The sequence below is a fragment of the Flavobacterium rakeshii genome, assembly GCF_009741375.1.
GTDB lineage: Bacteria > Bacteroidota > Bacteroidia > Flavobacteriales > Flavobacteriaceae > Flavobacterium > Flavobacterium rakeshii.
On the sequence record NZ_WOWP01000033.1, the window covers coordinates 1 to 22,756 of the forward strand.

General features: G+C 39.5%; 10 protein-coding genes. 2 read left to right on the top strand and 8 right to left on the bottom strand.

Annotated features, from left to right (window positions below):
* From GN157_RS09410 to GN157_RS09440, 7 genes are all read right to left on the bottom strand, one after another.
* A partial coding sequence (locus GN157_RS09410; protein ID WP_157483162.1) for a fibronectin type III domain-containing protein occupies positions 1–4,670 on the bottom strand: 4,670 nt, incomplete at its 3' end.
* Positions 4,671–4,805: 135 nt separating this feature from the next.
* Complete coding sequence (locus GN157_RS09415; protein WP_157483163.1) at positions 4,806–7,118, bottom strand: Ig-like domain-containing protein; 2,313 nt, start codon at positions 7,116–7,118, stop codon at positions 4,806–4,808.
* A 94-nt stretch (positions 7,119–7,212) separates the two neighbouring features.
* Entirely contained in the window at positions 7,213–8,601 is a 1,389-nt protein-coding gene (locus GN157_RS09420; protein WP_157483164.1) for a peptide-N-glycosidase F-related protein, read from the bottom strand.
* 97 nt (positions 8,602–8,698) lie between these two features.
* Positions 8,699–12,625, bottom strand: coding sequence for a hybrid sensor histidine kinase/response regulator transcription factor (locus tag GN157_RS09425; protein ID WP_157483165.1), 3,927 nt, complete (start codon positions 12,623–12,625; stop codon positions 8,699–8,701).
* A gap of 216 nt (positions 12,626–12,841) precedes the next feature.
* Positions 12,842–13,930 (bottom strand): efflux RND transporter periplasmic adaptor subunit, encoded by a 1,089-nt coding sequence (locus GN157_RS09430; RefSeq protein ID WP_157483166.1) that lies wholly within the window; start codon positions 13,928–13,930, stop codon positions 12,842–12,844.
* 1 nt (position 13,931) lies between these two features.
* Positions 13,932–17,165, bottom strand: coding sequence for an efflux RND transporter permease subunit (locus GN157_RS09435; RefSeq protein WP_157483167.1), 3,234 nt, complete (start codon positions 17,163–17,165; stop codon positions 13,932–13,934).
* Positions 17,166–17,177: 12 nt separating this feature from the next.
* Entirely contained in the window at positions 17,178–18,533 is a 1,356-nt protein-coding gene (locus GN157_RS09440) for a TolC family protein (RefSeq protein ID WP_231749110.1), read from the bottom strand.
* Between the two features lie 191 nt (positions 18,534–18,724).
* Between GN157_RS09440 and GN157_RS09445 the strand changes: the two genes are divergently transcribed.
* Both GN157_RS09445 and GN157_RS09450 read left to right on the top strand, forming a co-directional pair.
* The gene (locus tag GN157_RS09445) at positions 18,725–19,753 is read left to right on the top strand and encodes a sensor histidine kinase (protein WP_157483169.1); all 1,029 of its coding nucleotides are present in this window, start codon (positions 18,725–18,727) and stop codon (positions 19,751–19,753) included.
* Positions 19,750–20,454 carry a LytR/AlgR family response regulator transcription factor gene (locus GN157_RS09450; protein ID WP_157483170.1) on the top strand — a complete coding sequence of 235 codons (705 nt, stop codon included), beginning with the start codon at positions 19,750–19,752 and terminating at the stop codon, positions 20,452–20,454. Before GN157_RS09445 ends, GN157_RS09450 begins: the two co-directional genes overlap by 4 nt.
* 13 nt (positions 20,455–20,467) lie before the next feature.
* Here GN157_RS09450 and GN157_RS09455 read toward each other — a convergent pair whose 3' ends face one another.
* Positions 20,468–22,741 carry a multicopper oxidase domain-containing protein gene (locus GN157_RS09455; RefSeq protein ID WP_157483171.1) on the bottom strand — a complete coding sequence of 758 codons (2,274 nt, stop codon included), beginning with the start codon at positions 22,739–22,741 and terminating at the stop codon, positions 20,468–20,470.
* Positions 22,742–22,756 lie beyond the last annotated feature (15 nt).

Consider the following 22,756-nt stretch of genomic DNA (forward strand, 5'->3'; position numbering starts at 1 on the left):
TTCATAGTATCTCCATTTGGAGAGATACCTTTAGGAATCATACAGGCAACATTATCAACAGTAAGTTCAAATGATGAAGAACAGATATCACCTCCTACAGGAGTTACTGTTACGGTGTAAACACCAATCTCTGTAGCTGTAGCTGTTAAACCTGTACCGATGGTAGCACCGCTGGCATCAGTCCAGTCAATATTAACTGTAGCTTCTGTATAATTATCATCAAGAGTTACTTCAAGCATATAAATTCCGCCTTCACAGCCTTGGTTAACGCTTATTATAGGTGTAGGAACAATATTTACAACGAAACTACTTTCGCTAGAACAGTCTGTACCAGGAGCCTGAGCAAAGATGTAAACCGTTTGTCCCTCTGTTAACTCATCTCCGGCAGCAAGCATATCGCCTGTTCCATCAGGACCAGTATAATAGTTATTATTTTCACTTAGCGTAGGAAGTACAAAAGCATCACAATCAGTAACATCTTCTATTACATCTGCAACAGGAATAGCGATAACTGATACTTCGATAGCTGCACGCGGGCTCTCACATCCGTTTTCGTTAGACTGACTTACATAATATGTAGTTGTACCGGCAATAGATGTATCTGGTGTTGGAGCTTCAGTAAGCGCCACACCGTCTTCAGAATCATACCAGTTAATAGTATATCCTTCCAATATTTCTGCCGTTAGAGCTGTAGCAACTGCACCTTCACAGTACATAACATTACTAACAACAGGAGCAGGAATATCAATTGTAGAATAGGTTATTACAAGTGTACTGTTACAGAAAGGTGTAGACCATTCAAAATAATAATCACCCGGAACTGTAAATCCTGTAATTGTAGTTACATTACTGTTAGGGTCTTCTATCAAAGTTGTAGAAGGGTTATTATCATAAGCTACCCACGTACCTCCACCAATAGCTTCAATATTAGCTACCGGATCAGAACAGTCTATATTAAGCGGGCTTGGTGTAACAATACCTGTATTGGCATTAAATGTAACAGCATCAAGGAAGTTACCTATTGTTGGGTCTCCGGCTGTAGGAACTGATTCAAAAATGAAACGTGTTACATCCTGACCTGCAGGAACAATATAAGTACCTGTATTATAACTCCAGTCAGTAGTACCTGTAGAAACAGGGTCACCTACCGGAAGATATGGTCCACCCGGAGGACCTGCTTTAAGCTGACAGGTCTCTACAGCCATACGCCCACGGTGAGCAAATCCATATTCAAAAACAGTTCCCGGAGGTGCAACATAATCCTGATACACACCTGCTACCTGATTAGCATTAAGCTCTATAAACTGGTTACCGCTATAAGCAGGTACATCGTTAAAGCCATCTCCCCAATATTCTATCATACCATCTGTAGCTGTTGTTCTCCAGCCCGGCACTGCATTTTGGTGGAACATAGCCCATCCTCCTAAATCAAATAGCGGCTCCTCAAAATCAGAGTTAATTGTTGTTACTAAACACTGAGAAGCTCCGTTACCATTACTATCAGGAGTTGTAATACAAAGATCACTTACATGTAATGAATTGTTTGGCGTAGTTGAATTAAGGGAAATTCTTATTTTATAAGTGGCACCTACCGTTAATCCTAATGCATTAATAGCATTGTTTTCACTACAATATAGTGGTTCGCCAAGTGCATCACCACAAAAATCTTCATAAAGAGCAAGTACAAATGGCTGAGCAGAAGCGTTACCTACTTCAAAATTACTAAGAGTAATAATATGTGTTGGGTCTCCCGCAACAAATTCATACCATACATCACCACCATTAACACCGGTACAAACCGGCTCTGTAGAGGCAGTAGCTCCTAAAAATGATACTTCTGTAAAATCAACACATTCATATGTAGTATTTACAGGTGTCATTACTGCCCCGTCACACTCATCGTTCTCAATAGCTGAAATAAAGCTAAACGGACCTGTCCATGTACTATACCCATCGGCATCGCCACAATTAGCTCTTACATAAAATACATATTCTGTAGCCGAATCAAGTCCGGTAACTGTATGAGGGTTTTGGGTTGTTTCCTCACCTGCTTCTGTTGGAGCAGGCGATCCTGAAGGAAGTGCCCATACTTCCCATGTACCAGCATCTCCCATTTCGTCCCAACTAAATGTAGCCGATGATGAAGTAGTAGATATCAATGTTATATTTTGTGGTTTTGGACATGTAGGTTCGTCACAAGAAACCGTTCCTGCAATTACTATTGTACCCTGTTCTCCCAAACCTGCCGGTTTTGAGTAAATATCTTCATACTGACTGTAAATAATCAGTCCTTTATCTGCCGGGTTAGAACCCGATGTGTTCCAATACACCTCAATATCAACATCCGGACAAAGCGGAATATCTACGGTTGCCGATGTACCCCAGGTAAAACTTGAACCTATTACCTGAATCTCTACACCACCCTGAGAAACCGTCATGGTATTACCCTGCCAGCCGGTTCCGGCTTCACTGGTCATCTCAAAAGTGAATGTACACTGATCTACAGGATCACAAACATTTGTATGTGCACTTGTAGGACCTGCCCAATCAGTAAGAGAATCATCTGCACAAACATATCTTACATAAAAGTCATAGTTTGTAGAAGGATCTAAATCATTAATCGTAACCGAAGTTTCTGTGGTTGTAGTACCGGCATCTGTTGCCGATGGTGCCGGCTCACCAGCTTCAACATAAAAATATTCATACGACCCCGGAACATCATTCCATGACAAATCAACACTTGTTGTTGTTTCATTTGAAACTGTAATTCCTACTGGCGCTATACATAGTGGTTCGTCACAATCTACAGTTCCTGTATACAATGACGTATTTTGAGAACCTGTACCAGAAGGTTTAGTATAGAAATCCTGGTTGAATCCGTTTCTGGCAATAAGTCCCACTTCATAAGCATAACTACCTCCTGAATTCCAGAAAATCTCTATAGGCATATCATTACACACCTGTACATTAACCTCATAAGGTCCAGATCCTGTAAAGCCCGGCCCTAATACTGCTACCTCAACATCATTTTGAAGTACACTTATAGTATTACCATTCCATCCGTCACCATAACTGTCAGTAAGTACAAAAGTATATGTACACTGATCTGCAGCATCACAAACTGTTGTACTAAATACAAAAGGACCAGACCATGTACTAAATGTACCATCGCCACAATCTGCTCTTACATAATATTCATAATTTGTAGCTGATACTAATGGAGTACTGTCAAACTCTGTAGTAACATTATAATCTGTACTCACAGTAGTTGTTGTACCTGCTCCTGCCGGTATACCTGCTCCTTCTTCCTGCACTACTACTTCCCATGAGGTAGAACCATTAGCATCCCAAGTAAGATCGGCAGAGGCTAACCCCATATTTGAAGCCGATAGCCCTGTAGGAGGAGGACAGTTCACCTGTTGTACCGTTAAGGTATAAGGTGTAGATTGTGGTGATGCCCAAGTAGATATAACTATATAGTAAGTAGTACCACCTGTTACAGCAATAGTTGACAGCGAAAGTGGCTGTGAAGTAAAGCCAGATACTACACCTTCTAAACAGTTATTACCTATGTCAGCACAATCATCATAAATAAACACACCTACATAAGTACCTAAATCATCTAAATCTAAACTTATTACACCATCTGAAGCAGGTGTATAAGCATATACAACGTCATCACCGTCTAAATAACTAGATGTAGACCCACAACCAGAGGAACCTGCTGAACCACTATAATCATCTCCGTAGTTCGAAGTATTATCTGTAGCAGAGTATGGCAGTGACGTAATTTCAATTGGAGCAGCACAGGTATCACCTAATCCTACCGTAGTAAAAAAGAAAGGTCCTGCCCAGTTGCTCTCGTTTACATCTTCTTCACAAATTGTTTTTACATAAAACTTATAGTCCGTATTTTCTGTAAGAAGTGTTGCATTAAATTCTGCTGTTCCGGTAACCGATACACCTGTACCTGTAGGGACATCGGCAGTAGGAAGTACTTCTACTTCCCATTCACCAGCTAGACCGGCATCCCAAGACAGGTCGGCAGTTTCTGTACCGATATTATCTGCGGCAAGGTTTGTTGGTGCAATACATTCTTCTGTAACCGAAACATTATCTACCAACCAGCGGTCGCCATCATCACCTTCCATTACAAATGCGATATAAACATTTGTAGAGGCTGCAAAGCTGGAAAGCGAAACTACTATTTCGGTATATTCCTGCTGAATTGGGTTTATTTGCAGTTCAGTCCATTCTTCAACTTGAGTGTAAGCTGTTAAGTTTGAAGGGTCTGCATCTGTAGAAACCATTATACGGTATAAACTACCATCGTCACCATTCATACTTAATCTTGAGAAAAACCGTAATTGTGCATTATTCGGTAGTAATACCAATGGTGTAACCAGCCAGTCTTGTGCCGGCACATCTCCAATTACATTTTCTTTCTCAATAAGGGCTGCATAACTTCCTTCGTGAGGAGGTAATGCATCATTACCTAATTCACTTCTCTTCCATGCCTGTACAGGCCCAATTCCATTATTATAAATATTCCAGCCTGTAGGTGGCCAGACAGAGGTGTCTTCAAACCCTTCCTGAGCCAACTGCGAATAACTGCTCATGGCTGTAAAGAGCATGAAAAGCATGAATAAATTTCCTGCTATCTTTTTCATAAGATTTTATAGTTTGTAGTTAATTATGTTCGTTATAGTTTTCATTTCCGTAAATGAAGAATCACTGTGCTACAGTCCCTTAAGATTAAACAACCTTAAGGGAACCGATTTACACAGCTATAGTTTAGTTAAGGTTTAGTTCTTAAGTATTTTTGTTGTAGCAGTAGTATTGTTATCAAAACTTACTTTTACAACATAATAGCCCGCCTGAAGATCCTGTAAATTAACCTCACCTGTAGCAGCAGTATAAACCTGCTGTCCAAGCATATTGTATATTTTTACCTCATTAACAGTACTGTTAGCTTTGATGTATAAAGTAGATGATACCGGATTAGGATATACTGTAAATACATTAGCATTGAAATCAATTGTACCAAGTGCTCCAATATTAACAACTACTTCAAGCTCACCATAAACATCGGTATTATCTACAGAGGTAGCCCTTACAGTAGCAGTACCGTTAGCCAGAGCTGTTACAAGACCGTTATCGTCTACAGATACAAAATCAGTACCTGCCTCTACGCTCCATGTAACATCGGTAACTGTAGCATCTTCCGGAGTGGTTACTGCTAAAAGCTGCAGGGTTCCGTTTTCAGTAGTGATAGTAGCTTCTGCATCATTTTCAACAACAACTTCAACAGCTGTTACATCAATATTTTGGTTAGAAACTGTGATTTCGATTTCGTCGTATACTGTTTCATCCGAAGAAAGTGTAGCTCTCACTACCACAGTACCATCTGCAACAGCAGTTACAAGTCCGTTTTCATCAACAGTAGCATATTCAGCTCCCTGCTCTACAGTCCAAACTACAGTTTCCTCTTCCGGAGTAACAGCAGCCTCTAACTGAAGTGTACCTTCGTTTACAATAATTTCAGGAAGTACTTCATCCTGAGTAGTGATTACTACTGAAGGCTCTACTGTAACCGATTGTGTTTCGCAAATACTAATTGCAATTACAGCGGTAGTTGCTGCCGGGTTTGCAGATGTTTCTTTAGTAAATTCAATAGAGCTGATAAGCTTATCATGATTTTCTTCATCAAGCGTAAACTCTGTTTGGAAAAGCTGGGTTTGTGTAAGTCCGCTAAAACTGTTTAACGGTGCCCATGCTGCTGTAGTGATAACCGATATTCTACCTATACCTCCCATTGCAACCGTAGCAGCATCAGGACTTGTAGACCACCAGTCTGTAGCATTTTGGTTTGCAAATATTTGTGAAGTACCATCGGTAAAATTAACCTGAACATCCACATTGTTAGTATTTTCTGCACTTACCCATGCGATGTATACTTTCTCTGCCTTTTTCTGCTCTGTAAGTTCAAGTGTACCTGTATTACTGGTAGTATTTCTTAATACAAGTCCGTTATTTTCAGTATAAGAAGCTAACTGGTACGTTAAACCTTCTGTAGCACTGCTTGATATTAAACCATCATTTGGAAAACCTCCGCCATAAGCAGCAGCACTAGCACCCGAACTGTGAGGATTTGTAGGAACAAAATCCTGAGCATAAAATGCATTAGCACCGTCTACAGGATGTGTTGTTTTATCGTTAGCATCTCCACCTGTACCTTCGGCAACCACATCATGATTAAATCCTGTTAATGTTAACGGAGTAAACACACACTCACCGGAATTAACAACCTCTGTAGCTGTTACACTTACTGCCAGTACAGACATACGTATTTCACTTGCCCATTCTGCAGTACTGTCACCATTAAATGTGAAAGTAATACCGGTAACCGTTTTTTCCTGATTAGCTTCATCTATCGCTAAAGCTATTTCATAAAGCCTCGGGTTAGAAGCATCACCTTCAAGGTTATTATTGCTTGTATTTATCCTTCCTATACCCTGTATTGCAGTACCGGTACCATTGTACCAGTCGTTTACAGTAAGTGAAGCCGTTTGGCTGGTTGCATCACTAAAGTTTACAGTAGCGGTAAATGGTAGTGTTTGCATACCGCCACCTGCACAAGCTGCAAGGAAATATACATCGGTTACATTTTGAGCCGAAAACTCAAGCGTTCCTGTGTTTGTACCTGTACCTACATAATCGGGTGTAAGGAACAAAGCGTTATTACCCGAGTAATCTGCAAGCTGGAAAGTAACATCAGTGGTAGTGGCACTGTTTACAACTCCATCTGCAGGTAAACCATAGGTAGGGAAAGTAGCTCCTGATGTAGCCTGAAAATCTAATGACACCAATGCACGTGTATTGGTTTGATCAAAGCTCATATCTGTACTCTCAGATGCATTACCTACTCCATTAGCAATAATGTCATGGTTAAATCCTGAAGTAATTGTTACAGCTTCGTTATAAGGTTCCTGAGCAGAAACCTGCCCGGCAGCAAGTAAGAACAGTCCCAGTAGTGATGGGGTATAGTTCTTCCTTACAAAGTTTGATGCCCTGTGCATAGTATGCACGGCATCTCTTCTAGTAAAGTTGATTTTCATAATGATTTGGTTTTTGGTTTTGTTGCTGCAAAATTAAAACTATTTAGACTAAATAAAAATAATATTTATCCCCGCTAAACAGTTTTAACAATGATTAGTTTTTAACTATCTTTTTTACAGCAGTTTGGTTATTAGCAAATTGTATTTTTACAATATATACACCGCTTTGAAGTGAAGAAAGGTCTAGTGTTGACGCTTTAGCTTCAAATACGGTTTGTCCGGTAACAGATGTTATTACAACATTCTCAACATCAGTCTCCTGTACGTTAATATTTAGTACATTATTTACAGGATTTGGTGTAAGGCTAAAATCCATAGTAGTGAAGTCATCAGTATCTAGTGTCATACTGAATCCCTGTAGGTATACAGACATAGGGAATTCACCCTGATCGCCATTAAATACAGCATCTGGAACATCAATTTTAAACGAGTGCTCACCGGCAGTCAAATCACCAAGTTCAATAACGCGAATAGGAATTTTATCCCCAGGACACCAGTTACTAAATGAAGCCCATTGTGCAGGTGTCATAGTATTGCTGCCATAAATACCGTTTGGCTGAGTATTATAATATCTAAAAGGCTCACAAGATATTCCTCCTGGTTTGTAACTAAGTACTTCCTCACCATCTAAATAAATATAATGCCATCTTCTTATGTACTCCTCTCCTCCTGAGTTAGCACCGTGGTTTGAAGTAATAAGGTAAAAATGTGCATTTGGAACATCTTCCTCCAGCGTAAAATTGATTGTTCTTACTGTTTCACCAAGCACATCTGTACCCTCAAGCGTATAATCTCTTAAAGCATACTTAAATGAAAGCGGTAAAAAGAAATTATCACCATATTCAACGCTTGTATCAACATCGGTTACAAACTCAAGGGTACCATAAAACACATCGCTTCTTCCGGCACAGCCTGCAACCTGTTCGTTAGCTGCATAAGGAACTCCAAACAGCTCAAGTTCAATCCATAAATCGTAATCAGCTAAAACAGTAGGATCCTGAAAAATTTGAGCTACATTATCCATTTCAAATGTATAAGGAACTTCATCCGGCTGTACATTCTTATTCATAAACGGAGTAATGTAACGACCAAGCTCAACACGCTCAACTTCACCATAAGCATAAGACTCCTGATCTTTTGGGACAAGCGCCAGGTTAACATTACCTATCCTGTCATAATTATCACACGCAGCTTTAATAGTGATGTTCATTGTTAGCGTATTTCCGAAAAGCGCTAACTCATCATTAGTAAGTTTACGCGTAAAACAGGAATTGCTTAAACGAAATACTCCGGCAGGAACAGGCTCATCTACAGTTGCTGCATACCCATCATAAAAAAGCACCTCATCAAACACAGTAATAGTTTGCTGTGCATTCATTTTTGATGCCCCTGTTAAAAGGAAACTAACCATCAAAAATTTGAAAATATTTTTAAAATAGGAAACAGAGAAATAAGCATTTCCAGAAAATGTAGTTTTACTCATAGTTAAAATAAAGTTTAAAGAATTGTTAAAGGTGTAAACCTCACATTTTTTAAACTTTAACTATATAACTATTGTTTCAAATACTGTAATAATTGTTTCAACCCGCACTTTTTTGAAGATATTCCGTTGGCGTTAAGGAATATACCTCTTTAAAGCATTTTGTAAAATATGACGGACTTCCAAATCCGGTTTTATAAGCAACTTCAGATATGTTGTAGTTTTCATGAAGCAATAAAACAGCTTTTTTTAGTCGGTACACCTTTACAATTTCACCTGTACTCATATTAGTAAGTGATTTAATTTTTCGGTGTAAACTCGTTCTGCTCATGTTTAATGATGAAGCAAGCTCTTCCATACTAAAAGTTTCATCATCCAATCTGCTATCAATAATATCATACATTTTTTGCAGGAACGGATCTTCTGCCACAGTAATTTCCTGTTGGGTTTCCTGAGGCAGTAATTGCAGTTGTTTATATAAAAAGTTACGTTGTTTATTTTGAAGTTCAAGCCTGTTTTCAATACGCAATAAAAGTTCTGATATATTAAAGGGTTTAGTAATATAATCATCTGCACCATAGGACAGTCCCTCCAGTTTACTTCCCAAATCTGATTTTGCGGTAAGGAGTATAGCCGGAATATGACTGGTGTTAATATCTGATTTTAAATACTTACACATTTCAAAACCGTCCATTCCCTCCATGAGTACATCACTTAAAATCAAATCGGGCATAATACTCAGTGCCAAATTTATCCCCACACGCCCGTCTAAAGCATGATGCACATTGTAGTGAGATTTAAGACTGCCTTCAATAAATGCTGCAAGCTCCTTATTATCCTCTACGAGTAATATAACAGGCTTATCTGAAGATGCCTCTGTATTTTGATCTTCAACCACCTGGAGTTCAGGTTTAGCTGTCTCAGTTTCAGTCGCCTTTTTGTAAGGAAGCGAAAGCGTAAACAATGTTCCATGATCCTGCTGTGCATCACTACTGGTAAAGGTTATTGTACCATCCTGTATTTCAATCAATTCTTTTACCAATGATAATCCAATACCTGTACCTACTTCTTTTTTCTCTCCATCAATATGATAAAATCTATTGAAAATATTAGACTGTTCTTCTTTTGGAATACCTCTACCTGTATCCTGAACTTCAAGAATTACTCCGTTATCGGTTTCTGTTAAGCGTACAAAAACTTTATCCCCTATATAACTGTATTTTAAAGCATTTGACAGAAGATTATAAAGTATTCTTTCCAGTATATCAGGCGCAAAAAAGTATTCGGCTGTTTGTGGGCCTTCAAAAACAACCTCATTATTTTTAGCCGATGCTTCCTCGCTAAACACATTAATTACCTGTTTAACAGCTGTAACAATGTCCCCCCATAACATATAAGGCTTCAAAGCGCCTGCTTCGAGCTTAGCAATATCCAGTAACTGGTTGGTTAGGTTTAACAGGCTATTGGCATTTTTGCTTATAATAGATAATAACTGTTCCTGTTGTTCCTTATCATTAATGGTTTTTAACTGCTCAGCCGGTCCCATAATAAGGGTAAGCGGAGTTCTTAACTCATGGGTTATGTTAGAAAAGAAACGGCTTTTTACCTCATCCATTTCTCTTAGCTGTTGTGCTTCTTTCTGTTTAAGTAATATCTCATTTTTTACCAGTCCCTGTTTTATACTGTAAGTAATAAACAATACGGTTAATGCAACAGCCGCAATAATATATAATGTAAATGCCCACCACGTTTTCCACCACGGAGGAGAAATCTTAATAGCAATGGCTTTAATTTTAGTACTCCATTTTCCGGTTGTATTGGTAGCATTTACCTCAAACTGATAATTTCCGGGAGGTACTTTTGTATAAATAGCTTCTCTTTTTTTTCCTGCAGGTATCCAGTCATTATCATAGCCTTTTAGCCTATAACGGTATTGTATATCCTGTGGTTGGCTAAATTCAAGTGCAGCATATTCTACCGATAGTGTATTTTGGTTATAAGGCAAGTCTATACTCGTAATTGTATTTTCGGCTTCAGCACTCTCCCCTGTAAAAGGCTCGTTATTAATTTTAATACCTGTTATCGCTGTATTGGGGTTGTATAAATCATTTGTTATGGACAACGGATTAAACACTACCCCACTTTCTATACCTCCAAATGCGATTTTACCATCAGGAAATGAAAACTGATGAAACCTGTTAAACTCATAACATGGTAATCCATGGCGTTCGGTAAACGTTCTTACCTCTAGTGATTTTGAGTCAAACCTACACAAGCCTTTATTGGTTCCCATCCACACATACCCTTCACTATCGGTTAAAACCGAATAGATTATGTTATCTGGTAACCCGTCTTCAACCGAAAACAACTTAGTTTTAAAAGTATTACTATCAAAACTTAAAAGCCCCTGTGAAGTTCCAATCCAAAAAAGACTTGTCTGTTTCCTGTCGGGCATAATACCATACAGTTTATTTACAGGTAGCGGATTGGGCTCATCTTTTGCAAAATGTTCAATACTGACCTTTTTAACATCAATATGAAGTAAGCCGCTATATTCGGTTGTTACCCATAGTTTGTTATCTCTTGCCAATATGCCTGTAGGATTAACAATAAAACCTAATTTATTTTTAACCTGTTGGTTCGTAAACAACTTTTCCCAGCCAGACATATCTTCCTTACAGCCATAAATATTGTTATCTTCATCTATAACAATAAGCCTGTTCTCATTTGAGAGTGTTATCCCTTTTATTGGCCTGAATTCTCCATACACCTCCGTTGGTAACACAGGTAGCTTTTGCGGTTTCTTGTCAGAATCGTCAAAATACCCCACCGTTCTGTTCATGGCTATCCAGGTTATCCCCCTTTTACCATCGTGTACTGAGCGAAGATAATAAGCCGGAGGTAACAACCCTCTGTCGGTAGCACTTATATTAAAAAAATGATATACCGATATTCCCAGTTCTTTTTCAAGCAAATCGACAGCAAAATCTTTTTTATACTTAAAAACTTCAAAGTCTATTTGGAAATCTATTTGGTATATTCCACCCGTATTAGCCCCAAGCCATAAAAGTCCCGACCCGTCTACCAGTAATGCCTGAGTATCCCTATCGTTTATAACATCTATATAAGTACTTTTTTCAATACCCAGTTTATCGTCATAACTGTATATTGTTTTGTTTATCTGAAAATATACTTTACCATCGGGCGCTTCAGTAAGCAGTTTCCCATTAAAGGAAGCTTTTTCAGGTAAATTCAGTTTACTGTATTTCTTTTTTGAAAAATCAAAAAAGTACAAATTGTTTTTATCCAACCATATCAGCTCACCGTTCTTTCTTTCGGTAAGTCGCGGAATCTCTTCCCCAAAGTCAAAGTTATTATCAAAATCTGCTTTATAAGGAAGTTCAAAGTTTTCAAACTTTTTTTGAGAAGCATTATATCTGCTTAACCCCTTATTTGTTAGTACCCACATATTTTTCTTACTGTCTTCCTTAATAGCCAGTACAGTTGTATCCTTAAATTCATATTGGGATACTTTTACATTTTCCTGTCCCTTTTCAGGCAGCAAAAAATTAAAAACAGTGTTGTCTTTACCTGTAAACCAAAAAGAACAGTCAGACGCTACCTGCCAGCCCCTTCTGTATATTTCCAACTTATTATGGTCCAGAAAATCGGTTGTAAGGATATGATTTATTTTATGGCTTGCCATGTCAAATATATCTATGGCACCGCTATCATACCTTAACCATAAATTATTATGCTTGTCTTTTATAGATTGCGTAATGAAATTAGTGGAAATGGATGTGGTATCGTTAGGTTTATTCTGAAAGATTTTAAACTGATGCCCATCATACCTTGCTAATCCGTTATGGGTACTTACCCATATAAAGCCATCCTTATCTTCAACAATACCCGATACGAATGACTGAGGCAAACCGTCTGCCACAGAAATATGCCTTATATTCTGGGAAAACAGTATATAGGGAAATAATAAAAACAGGGGCACTATTTTTTTTATTAACTCTTTCAAAGCGGGTAATTTTTAAGGTATGGTTTGTGTAAAATCTCACCCGCAAGATAGTTAATTAAATGTTAAGGATTTAAAATTTTACTAATATCAACATGGTTTCCGTGGCTTTTTAACAAGAAGCAAAAAAAAATACGTTTTAGTAACAAAATGTATAATTAATAACCATAAAAAAAGGGAGCCGAAGCTCCCTTACCAAATCAACCAACCTGCCTCAAATTAATTCAAGGCTGAACCTTCTCTTATTTCTTCACTGGCAAGTTTAACCAGCTTGTCATTTTCTTTTAAGCTATCACTGTAAATCTCTACCTTATCACCCTCGGTTCTTCCTTTTTTCACAGTAACTCTGTGGGCTTTTCCGTTAACCGATTGCACCACAAAAGTACCTTCACTGTAGGTTACTACTGCCGATTTGGATACTACAAACGTACTGTCTGTAGATTTTAAAGGCAATGTTACCTCGGCAACCATTCCGGGCATTAATAAAGTATTGTTTTCTATATCCATTTCTACCCTTTCAGATCGTAGCCTTGCATCAAGCGCGCCCGACATCCTTGCAATTTTTGCCTTAAAGGTTTGGTTAGGTAGTGACCTTACTGTAAAACTTATACTGTCACCGTGTTTAAGGTAAGCCGCATACGTCTCGGGCACTGCTACCGAAAGTCGGAGTTTTTTATCGTCCTGTACGGTTAACAAGGGTAGTTCTGATCCTTTACCTGCAGGCCCTACATAAGCGCCGGTATTAATGTTACGAGCTGTTACCACTCCGTCAAACGGTGCTCTTATCTGCAAATAGCTCTGCATAATCTGTACTTCCTTATAGGCGGCTTTTGCTGCCTGAAGTTTAGCATAGTCAGAATTTTTACGTGACAGTGCCACCTCAAGATCGTTTTTAGAAATAGTACCTTCTACCTTACTGGTTTCCAAAAAGCGGTTATAAGTACTGTTACTTGCTGTATATACTGCTTCCTGACTGTGTAATTGTGATTCGGCGGCTGCAAGTTGCGAACTAATCTCAGGCGCTTCAAGATCAATAAGAAGTTCTCCTTTTTTCACTTTACTACCTATGTCTACCTTTAGGTCTTTTACATAACTGCTCACTTTAGCATACAGGTCTACATATTGAAAACCTGTCATTTCTGCCGGAATGGAAACACTTGAAGATAGTATTTCTTTTTGCAGATTAAATGTTTCTAAAACAGGAGCCTTACTTTCTGTTACGGCTTCCTTGTCTGTTTTTCCGCAGCCTGCCATCAATAAGAGCAAACCCGGTAATAGTATGGTGTTTTTAACTGAATATCTTTTCATATTATCTTTCTGATGGTGATACATAAAACTTACTTTCTTCGTCCTCCGGATCCAGTGATACCGACTGCGTACTTGCCTTGCCCTGTGCCCAGGCAAATATTAACGGAAGGATTACCAGTACTGTAAAGGTTGAGAACATTAGTCCGCCAATTACTGCTCTACCCAGCGGAGAAACCTGCTCACCGCTTTCACCGTGTCCTATAGCCATTGGTAACATACCGGCTATCATAGCCACACTGGTCATAATAATAGGCCTTAAACGTATAGATGCTGCCTCTCTTGCTGCCTGTAATGCATTACCGCTAACCAAGCGGAGCTGTTCGGCATTAGTTACCAGGAGTACCGCATTGGCAATAGACACACCAACCGACATAATTATACCCATATACGACTGTAAGTTAAGTGTAGATCCTGTTGCCAATAGCAGTAATAATGCTCCCAGTACTACCGCAGGTACCGTAGTAAGTACAACAAGCGAAACTTTAAATGACTGGAAGTTTGCCGAAAGCATAAGGAAGATAACCACAATGGCTACCAGTAATCCTACCCTAAGGCTATCCATAGTTTCACTTAGTACTTTACTAAGCCCTATCGGTTCTATAAAGAGTCCCCTTGGCAATTCGCCAAGAGAAGCGATGATTTTATTTACTTCGTTTGAGGCCGTACCTAAGTTGGTATGGTCTATATTGGCAGTGATAGAGATATAAGGCATAGCCCCAACGTTATCATTCTCACCATGTGTTTCGCTTTCGGTAATGGTAGCCACATCACTAAGTACGGGCCTTGCCGAATTTCGTAACACAGGAATTTCAGATATATCCTGCTTAGTATTCATTTTATCTAAAGGTACCTGTACCTGTACACTATATGCCAGTCCGGCCTTTTCGTCAATCCAGGTGTTCTTTTCGGTATAACGAGATGATGATGTAGAGGCGATAAGTGAACGTGAAATATCACTCATATCTACCCCAAGCTGTGCTGCCTTAACCCTGTCTATATTAATATCGAGCGCCGGATAATGAATAGACTGTGCAATTTGCACATCTCTAAAGTATTCCACATCACGCATTTTTGCCATAATCTTTTCGGCATATTCCTCATTGCGTTTTTTATCTTTACCTGCCAGTCGTATCTCTATTGGTGTAGGCGATCCCTGACTCAATACCTTATCGGTAAGTTCAATCGGTTCGAAAGACACTTTCATATCGGGCACAGCCTTTTTGATTCTAGCCCTTAACTCATCTTTAAAGTCATCCATATCGGCATGGTAGTCTTTAAGCGATACCTGTAGTACTGCCTCATGCGGACCTGCCATAAAAAGATAGATAGGGTTTACCGAGAATAACGAAGGGTGTGTACCCACATACATAGAGGAGATACCTATATGCTCCTGCCCTACCATGTTTTCCACTTCGTGGAGTACTTTAACGGCTTTCTCCTCAGTACGTTCCAAACGGGTACCGTCGGGAGCACGAAGCCTTAACTGAAACTGGGTTGAGTTTACCTTAGGGAATACATCCTGACCTATTACACCCAGTATCATAACCGCTATAGCCGATACCCCAAGCAGGTAACCTATACCAATAGCTTTCCTTTTCGGCATAAGTCTGTCAATAAGCCTCATAAAGCCCATCCTGAATTTTTCAAAACGGCTTATTTTTCCGTTATCATCATAATCTTCACGTTCAGAGTACGCCTGCTTCTCAGCAGCAGCTTCTTTCTCATTATGTGAATGGGCATGGTCGTGTTTTGCATGTCCGCCTTCTTTCATTAACCAGTTGGCCATAACAGGTACAAAGGTTTGTGATAAAAGGAATGAGGTTATCATGGAGAACCCAATTGCCAGTGCTAATGGCAAGAATAAAGCTCCCGGTATACCCATCATGGTAAATGCAGGTGCAAATACCGATAGTATACAAAGTAATATTAACAGTTTAGGCAGTGCTATTTCCTTACAGGCATCCCAAATGGCGAGAGCCTTGGGTTTGCCCATATCGAGGTGCTGGTGTATATTCTCAATGGTTACGGTACTCTCATCCACCAGTATACCTATGGCAAGTGCCAGTCCGCTTAGGGACATAAGGTTAATGGTTTGCCCGAACAACTTAAGAAAGAATACACCCGATATGATTGATATTGGTATCGTTAGGATTACAATAAGTGCCGCACGCCTGTCCCCAAGGAAGAGGATAACCATAAGCCCGGTAAGTACCGCCCCTATAATCCCTTCGGTAATAAGACTCTTAACCGAGTTGATAACATATACCGACTGGTCAAACTCATAACTTACCTTCACATCTTCCGGCAGGGTACTTTGTATTTTAGGTAGTGCCTTTTTAAGGTTTTTAACCACCTCCCATGTAGAGGCGTCTCCGGCTTTTGCAATGTTTATGTAAACCGATCTTTTTCCGTTTACCAGTGCATAACCGGTGGTAACGTCGGCACCGTCTTTTACAGTAGCCACATCACCAAGGTACAGGTTTTGAACTCCGCCTTTAAACAACGGTATTTTTTCAAAATCCTTTATATTCTTTATGGTATTATTTGTTGGGGTCAAATAATTTATATCACCTACCCTTACATTACCCGGAGGTGCTGTTTGGTTGTTTAGCCTAATGGCCTCTACAACCTGATCTGGCGTTAGGTTATGTGCCCTAAGCTGTGCTGGGTCTACATTGATCTCGATAGTCCTTGGGCTACCGCCGAAAGGCGCCGGAGACAATAATCCCGGAATTGAGGTAAATGACGAACGCACGTATACGTTTGCCAAATCCTGAAGTTCGTTATTACTGCGTTCCTTACTACTCAAGACCAATTGCCCGATAGGGAGTGTAGACGAGTCAAAACGGATAACAAACGGCGGTTGTGACCCTGGTGGGAAAATAGCCTGTATCCTGTTTGCCAGTGCACTTAATTCGGCTGCTGCCTGTGCCATATTAGTGTCTTCATAATAGCTTACTTTCATTAGAGTAAGCCCCTGAAGATTTTTGGTTTCAATGGATTTTACACCATTGGCAAACAACATTATATTGATATAGTTTTTTGCAAAGTAAGATTCCATCTGGTCGGGCGTGTAACCTGCAAACGGGTGTGCCAGGTAAAGTACCGGCATGTTCATTTTTGGCAGGATATCCACCTTAACCGTTCTCACTGCCCCGATACCGAAAAAGAACAATCCGGCAACGAGCACGAGTATGGATATGGGTTTGCGGAGTGCAAATCGGATTAAATTCATTATCTGATGCTGTTAGAATTCGTTAATAAAAAGATTGAAGTCGCCCGTTGCGGCTGCTTTCATGAGCAGCGCCTGCCATACATTGGTGTAAATCACATCCCTGTCGGTCTCTGCCCTGTTCAGGGTATACAATGCCTGTGTTACATCAACAAGATTGGTAAGCCCGTTGTTGTACAGTGCCGTGCGTTGATTGTATGCCTGCTGTGCAGCGTTTACCTGTTGCGGAGCCTCATCATAATTTTGCAGAGCATAATCTATGCGGGTATTGGCAGCATCAATCTGGGTTTTAAGCTCATTGCTTATGGCATTATATTCTTCCTGTAGTCCCTGTGCTATTAGCTTTTGGGCAGCCACTTTTTTAGAAGAACGGGCTATAGTGGTGAGATTCCACGTAACTCCTACCCCCAGCAGGTAATTACTCCTAACGGGGTCTATACCGTCAAAATAATTTTTGGTATAGGAGTTTTGATTTGTGGAATAGTCAGCATTAAAGCCCGAACCTCGTGACTGAAAAACACCAAACAATGAAAAAGTAGGATAGTACTCTTTTTTATATAAACTAAGCTGGCTTTTGCTTACCTCAATCCTGCTTCTGTAAAATTCCAGTATAGGGTTAAGGCTGTCGTTTTGCACCTCGGCAGTTAAAAGTCCGCCCGGTACTTTAGTCACAAAAGTGGTATCGATATCAAAATCCCTTGCTTCGATACCCATGTAGTTTGCCAGCTCATTATTTTGAATTTTTAGCTGTTGCTTAATTTGGTTTAAGGCAATTTTTGCTCTCGAAACCTCGGCTGCTGCAAGAGTTGAATCTACTCCTGGTAACAGTCCGCTCTTAACACGTACTGCTGCATTATGATGCACCACCTCAGCACGTTCAAGATTTTTTTGCTGCGAAATCATAAGCCTGTGGCTTGCCAACAGGTTTAAATAAGCCGCTGCGATTTTAACCTTATGGTTAAATTTTTCCTGTTCATAATCTTTCTGATACCTCGTGGCATCGGCTTTTGCAATTTTAATGCGTTGCTTAGCCCTACCGAAGGTAAAAAAGTCCCAGTTGACATTTACAAGATACAGCGCACCAAAGGCAGCATTCCAGTTTTGTTCGGCAAGCGGAAGCCCTGACGAGGCTACCCCCAGTCCGCCAAAACCATATAACGGACCATTTTGACCGTTAACCGTACCATAGTCCTGCTGTGCTGCTAAGGTTAGGTTAGGCAGGTAATCCCTTTTAGCCTGCTTTACCGTTTGCTGTGCGGCATCACTGTAGTTTTGTTTGGCATGAATAATGCCGTAGTTAGACATTCCTGTCTCTATTGCATCTTTAAGTGTGAGGGTTTGCGAATTCCCCAAAACGGAATAAAAAAGCAATAGCAAGATAATTTTCCTGAAGTACATTTAAAATAATAGTTAGTAAGGATTATTAAAAGAAATTGATTAATGCTGCACAAATGTATAATGAGCAATTGGGCATTTGCCGTTTTAAATGACGAATTGAATTCGTCATGCGTTTAAGTGTATATTAAAGTATAAGTGCTTACTTTGCAGTAAAATGTAGATTAATGAACAAGTATATAAAAAGCATTTTGGAGAAAAAATGGTGGCAGGAACTGTTTATCCTAACTTTCTCTTTTGTTCTTTTTACTCTTAACGACTGGATATTAATTAAGTCATGGCGCGGTGTATGGTCGGGTTGTGCTTATTTCCTCTTGTTATATTCGCACGCACAGCTAAACAGGTTTTTCCTGCTCCCTATACTTTTAAAAAAGCATAAACCGTTACTGTATATAGTTTCCAGTTTGGCATTGCTTTCGGTATTCTCGTTATTTTTATATGAGGTTGCCACATTATGGATTTATAAAAACTGTTTTCTTTATAAAACTTCCGAACAGAAAAGCTACATCTTTCAGGCAGCAACACTGGTAGCCACTCTTATTTGTATACTATCGGTTACCCTTATACTTAAATTTTACCGTGACAGTAAAAAGCTGGACAACGAAAAACTGCTTTATAACAGGGCACAGCTTAACTCCCTTAAGGAGCAGCTTAACCCCCACTTTCTTTTCAACACTTTCAATACACTGTATGGCATAAGCCTGCAGTTCCCTGAGCGTACTCCCGAACTTATTATGCATGTTTCACAGCTAATGCGCTATCAGTTGGAAAGTCATGAAACGCAATGTGTACCACTGGAAGACGAAATTAACTTTGTAAGCAGCTATGTGGAACTGGAAAAAGAACGACTGGGTTACCGATGTAATATTACACTCAACACATCTATAGACCTGGAGAATACTTACAAGATTCCGCCAATGCTTCTTATCTGTTTTATTGAAAATGCCTTTAAACACGGAACCTGTACAGCCGAAAACTGTTTTGTAGATATTGATATAAATGTAAATAACGACAGACTTGAGTTTATGGTTAAAAACTCTATTCCTGTAAAGAAAAAGAATATCGTTTCTACCAAAATAGGTCTTAAAAATACCAAAGAGCGCCTTAAACTGCTTTATGGTAACGACCACGAACTGACTATTGAGGAAAACGGAACCTACACCGCTACCCTTAAAGTTAAACTGAAAAGATTATGACAAAGGCCGTAAGATGTATAATTGTAGACGACGAGCCTGCCGCACATTATGTGCTTAGCAATTATATAAAACAAAACCCATCACTGGAACTGGTATTTGAAGCCTTTAACGGTGAAGATACCTTAGAATATCTAAAAGAAAATGATGCCGATTTGATGTTTCTGGATATCGATATGCCCGATATTACCGGACTGGAACTTCTGCAAAAATTACAGCATCCGCCAAAAACCATACTTACTACCGCATATAGTGAATTTGCACTGGAAAGCTATGAGTATGGTGTTTTGGATTACCTGCTTAAACCGGTTTATTATCCGCGTTTTGTAAAGGCTATAAACCGATTTTTTGAAAACGGAGAACTACAGGAAAAGCAATCTACCGAGGTTTTACCCGACAATATTAGCGTTAAGGTAGACAGTGATAATATTGACATCCCTATTGATACCATACTGTATACCCAAAGCTATGGTAACTATGTAAAAATAGTAACCTCTAAACGAAACTATATAGCTACCATAACCACTGCCGATCTTGAAAAGAACCTACCGTCTGAACTTTTTATGAGAGCCCACAAATCCTACATTATCGCCATTAATAAGGTAGATGAAGTGAATAAGGATTATGTAGTTATTAAACGTACTCCAATCCCTATCGGGATAACCTACAAACGTGAAATAACCGACAGGCTTAAAAACGAATAGACACCATTCGTTTTTAATAGGTAAAGGCTATACCGCCACCTAAGCCCATATCACTGTCATAATGTGCAGAAAGCGACCAGAATTTACTTAATATATACCTACTACCTACGTTGTATTCGTAGTCGGTATTCCAGCTACCCCACAATCTTAATCGTGAAGTAAGAGGTATATCTTCTCTAGTAAACTGTAGTCTTACATTACCTTCGTGGTCTACCCTTAAATCGGTTTCCACAAACCAAGGGAGTACATATACAACACCTAAACAGGCTACTATCCTTTTATCTTTTGTACTGGTTTGCCCAAACAGATTGGTTTCTGCATCATCTGATTTCCTGTATCTAAAGTCCCATCCTGTATAAACCGACAGGAACTGTTTGTTGTCAAGATAACGGCCTATGTGTGCTTCGGTTTCATAACCCGACTCATCATCATACCCCAATCGCCATTCCAAATCGGCAAAATTCCTAGTATTAGCCAGTCGTACTTCTCCGTCACTACCGTTTGACTCTAAACCTATATCTGCCGAAAGGAAATACCTCCTATCATCATTATACACTTTTTTAAGTGCTGCAGCCTTATCCGGTAATTGCGGGTTTGGCGGAGAGTTTTCATAACTAAAAATCCTTCCCATACCCGACATCATATGATACAATATATGGCAATGGAAAAACCAATCCCCATATTCTTCCGATGCATTAAACTCAATCACATCGGTTTCCATAGGCATTACATCAATTACGTTTTTAAGAGGTGAATATTCCCCAAATTGGTTCACTACCCTAAAGTAATGCCCGTGCAGGTGCATAGGGTGGCGCATCATGGAATTGTTAGTAATTACAATACGGATGTTCTCCCCTGCTTTAATTAGTATTTTATCGGTTTCCGAAATGGTTTTGTTGTTCACTGTCCATACATAGCGGTTCATGTTTCCGGTAAGTTCGAAGTTTAATGTACGGAAAGGCTTATCGGGCAAAGTTGTTTTTACGGGCGATTTCAGCATGTTGTAATTAAGGGTAACAAGCTTCCCTTTATCCTTACCCATCTCCATATGATGCTCATGTCCATTCATATCCTTTTTTTCCATATCCATTTCCATGTGGTGTTCGTGACCGCTCATATCTTTTTTATCCATGTCCATTTTCATGTCTCCTTCCATCGACTGGTGGTCATGCTTATCCTGATTTTTAAGTTCAGGATACATAACCGAATTCATATCCATTTTCTGGAGGCTCATTTTCATGCCCATATCTTTCATGTTACCGCCTACAGTCATCATGTCGTTCATCATTTTCATCCCTGCAAAGTAATCAAGCCTACCCATAGGCTCCATGTATTTTTTATTACCATCACCCAGCCATAATGAAGCATGTCCCATCCTGTCTTCAGATGTTGCCATAAGCTCATATGAAGTATTACCTTCGGGAATTGTAACAATAACATCATACGTTTCAGAAACACCAATAATAAAGCGGTCTACCTCCACAAGTTCTACTTCAGCACCGTCTGAAGCTACAACAGCCATTTTACCTCCGGCATAATTAAGCCAAAAATAACTTGACGAACTTCCGTTTATAATACGTACCCTTACCTTATCTCCGGCTTTAAGTTCAGGGATTTCCTGCTCCTGTACACCATTGGCAAAAAAACGGTCGTAGTACACATCACTAACATCCATAGCATGCATGCGCTTAAACTCGTTAGTGAATTTAGTCCCTAAATGTCCTTTTATCAGTGCTTCGCCATAATTTTGGGTAGCCCCTTTTTTAATGGCATACCAGTCGGTTTCCTTGTGTAATGACCGTTCTATTTCGTGCGGGTTCTCATCACTCCAGTCACTTAAAAGCATTACATATTCGGGCATTTTTGGTTCTCCTTTTTTATGGATGATAAAAGCACCATACATACCCGATTGTTCCTGTAACATGGTATGAGAGTGGTACCAGTAAGTACCACTCTGTTTTAGGGGGAATTTATAAGTGTGTACGGTATTACTTTTTATAGGGGCAGTAGTTAAATAAGGTACACCGTCCTGTTCGTTTGGCAGGAGTAGCCCGTGCCAGTGTATAGATGTTTCGTGTTTTGCATTATTGTGCACACGTATAACAGCAGTATCACCTTCGGTAAAATGCAGTTCGGGTCCGGGAATGGTACCGTTAATGGCAATAGCCTTTACCGTTTTGCCCGTATAGTTTACTACGGTATCGGTTACATATAAATCGTATTCCGTTACCTTTTGTGCATTTGCCACGAACCCTATAAACAACAGGAACGGCAAAAACAATTTCATAGCTATTTGTTTTGT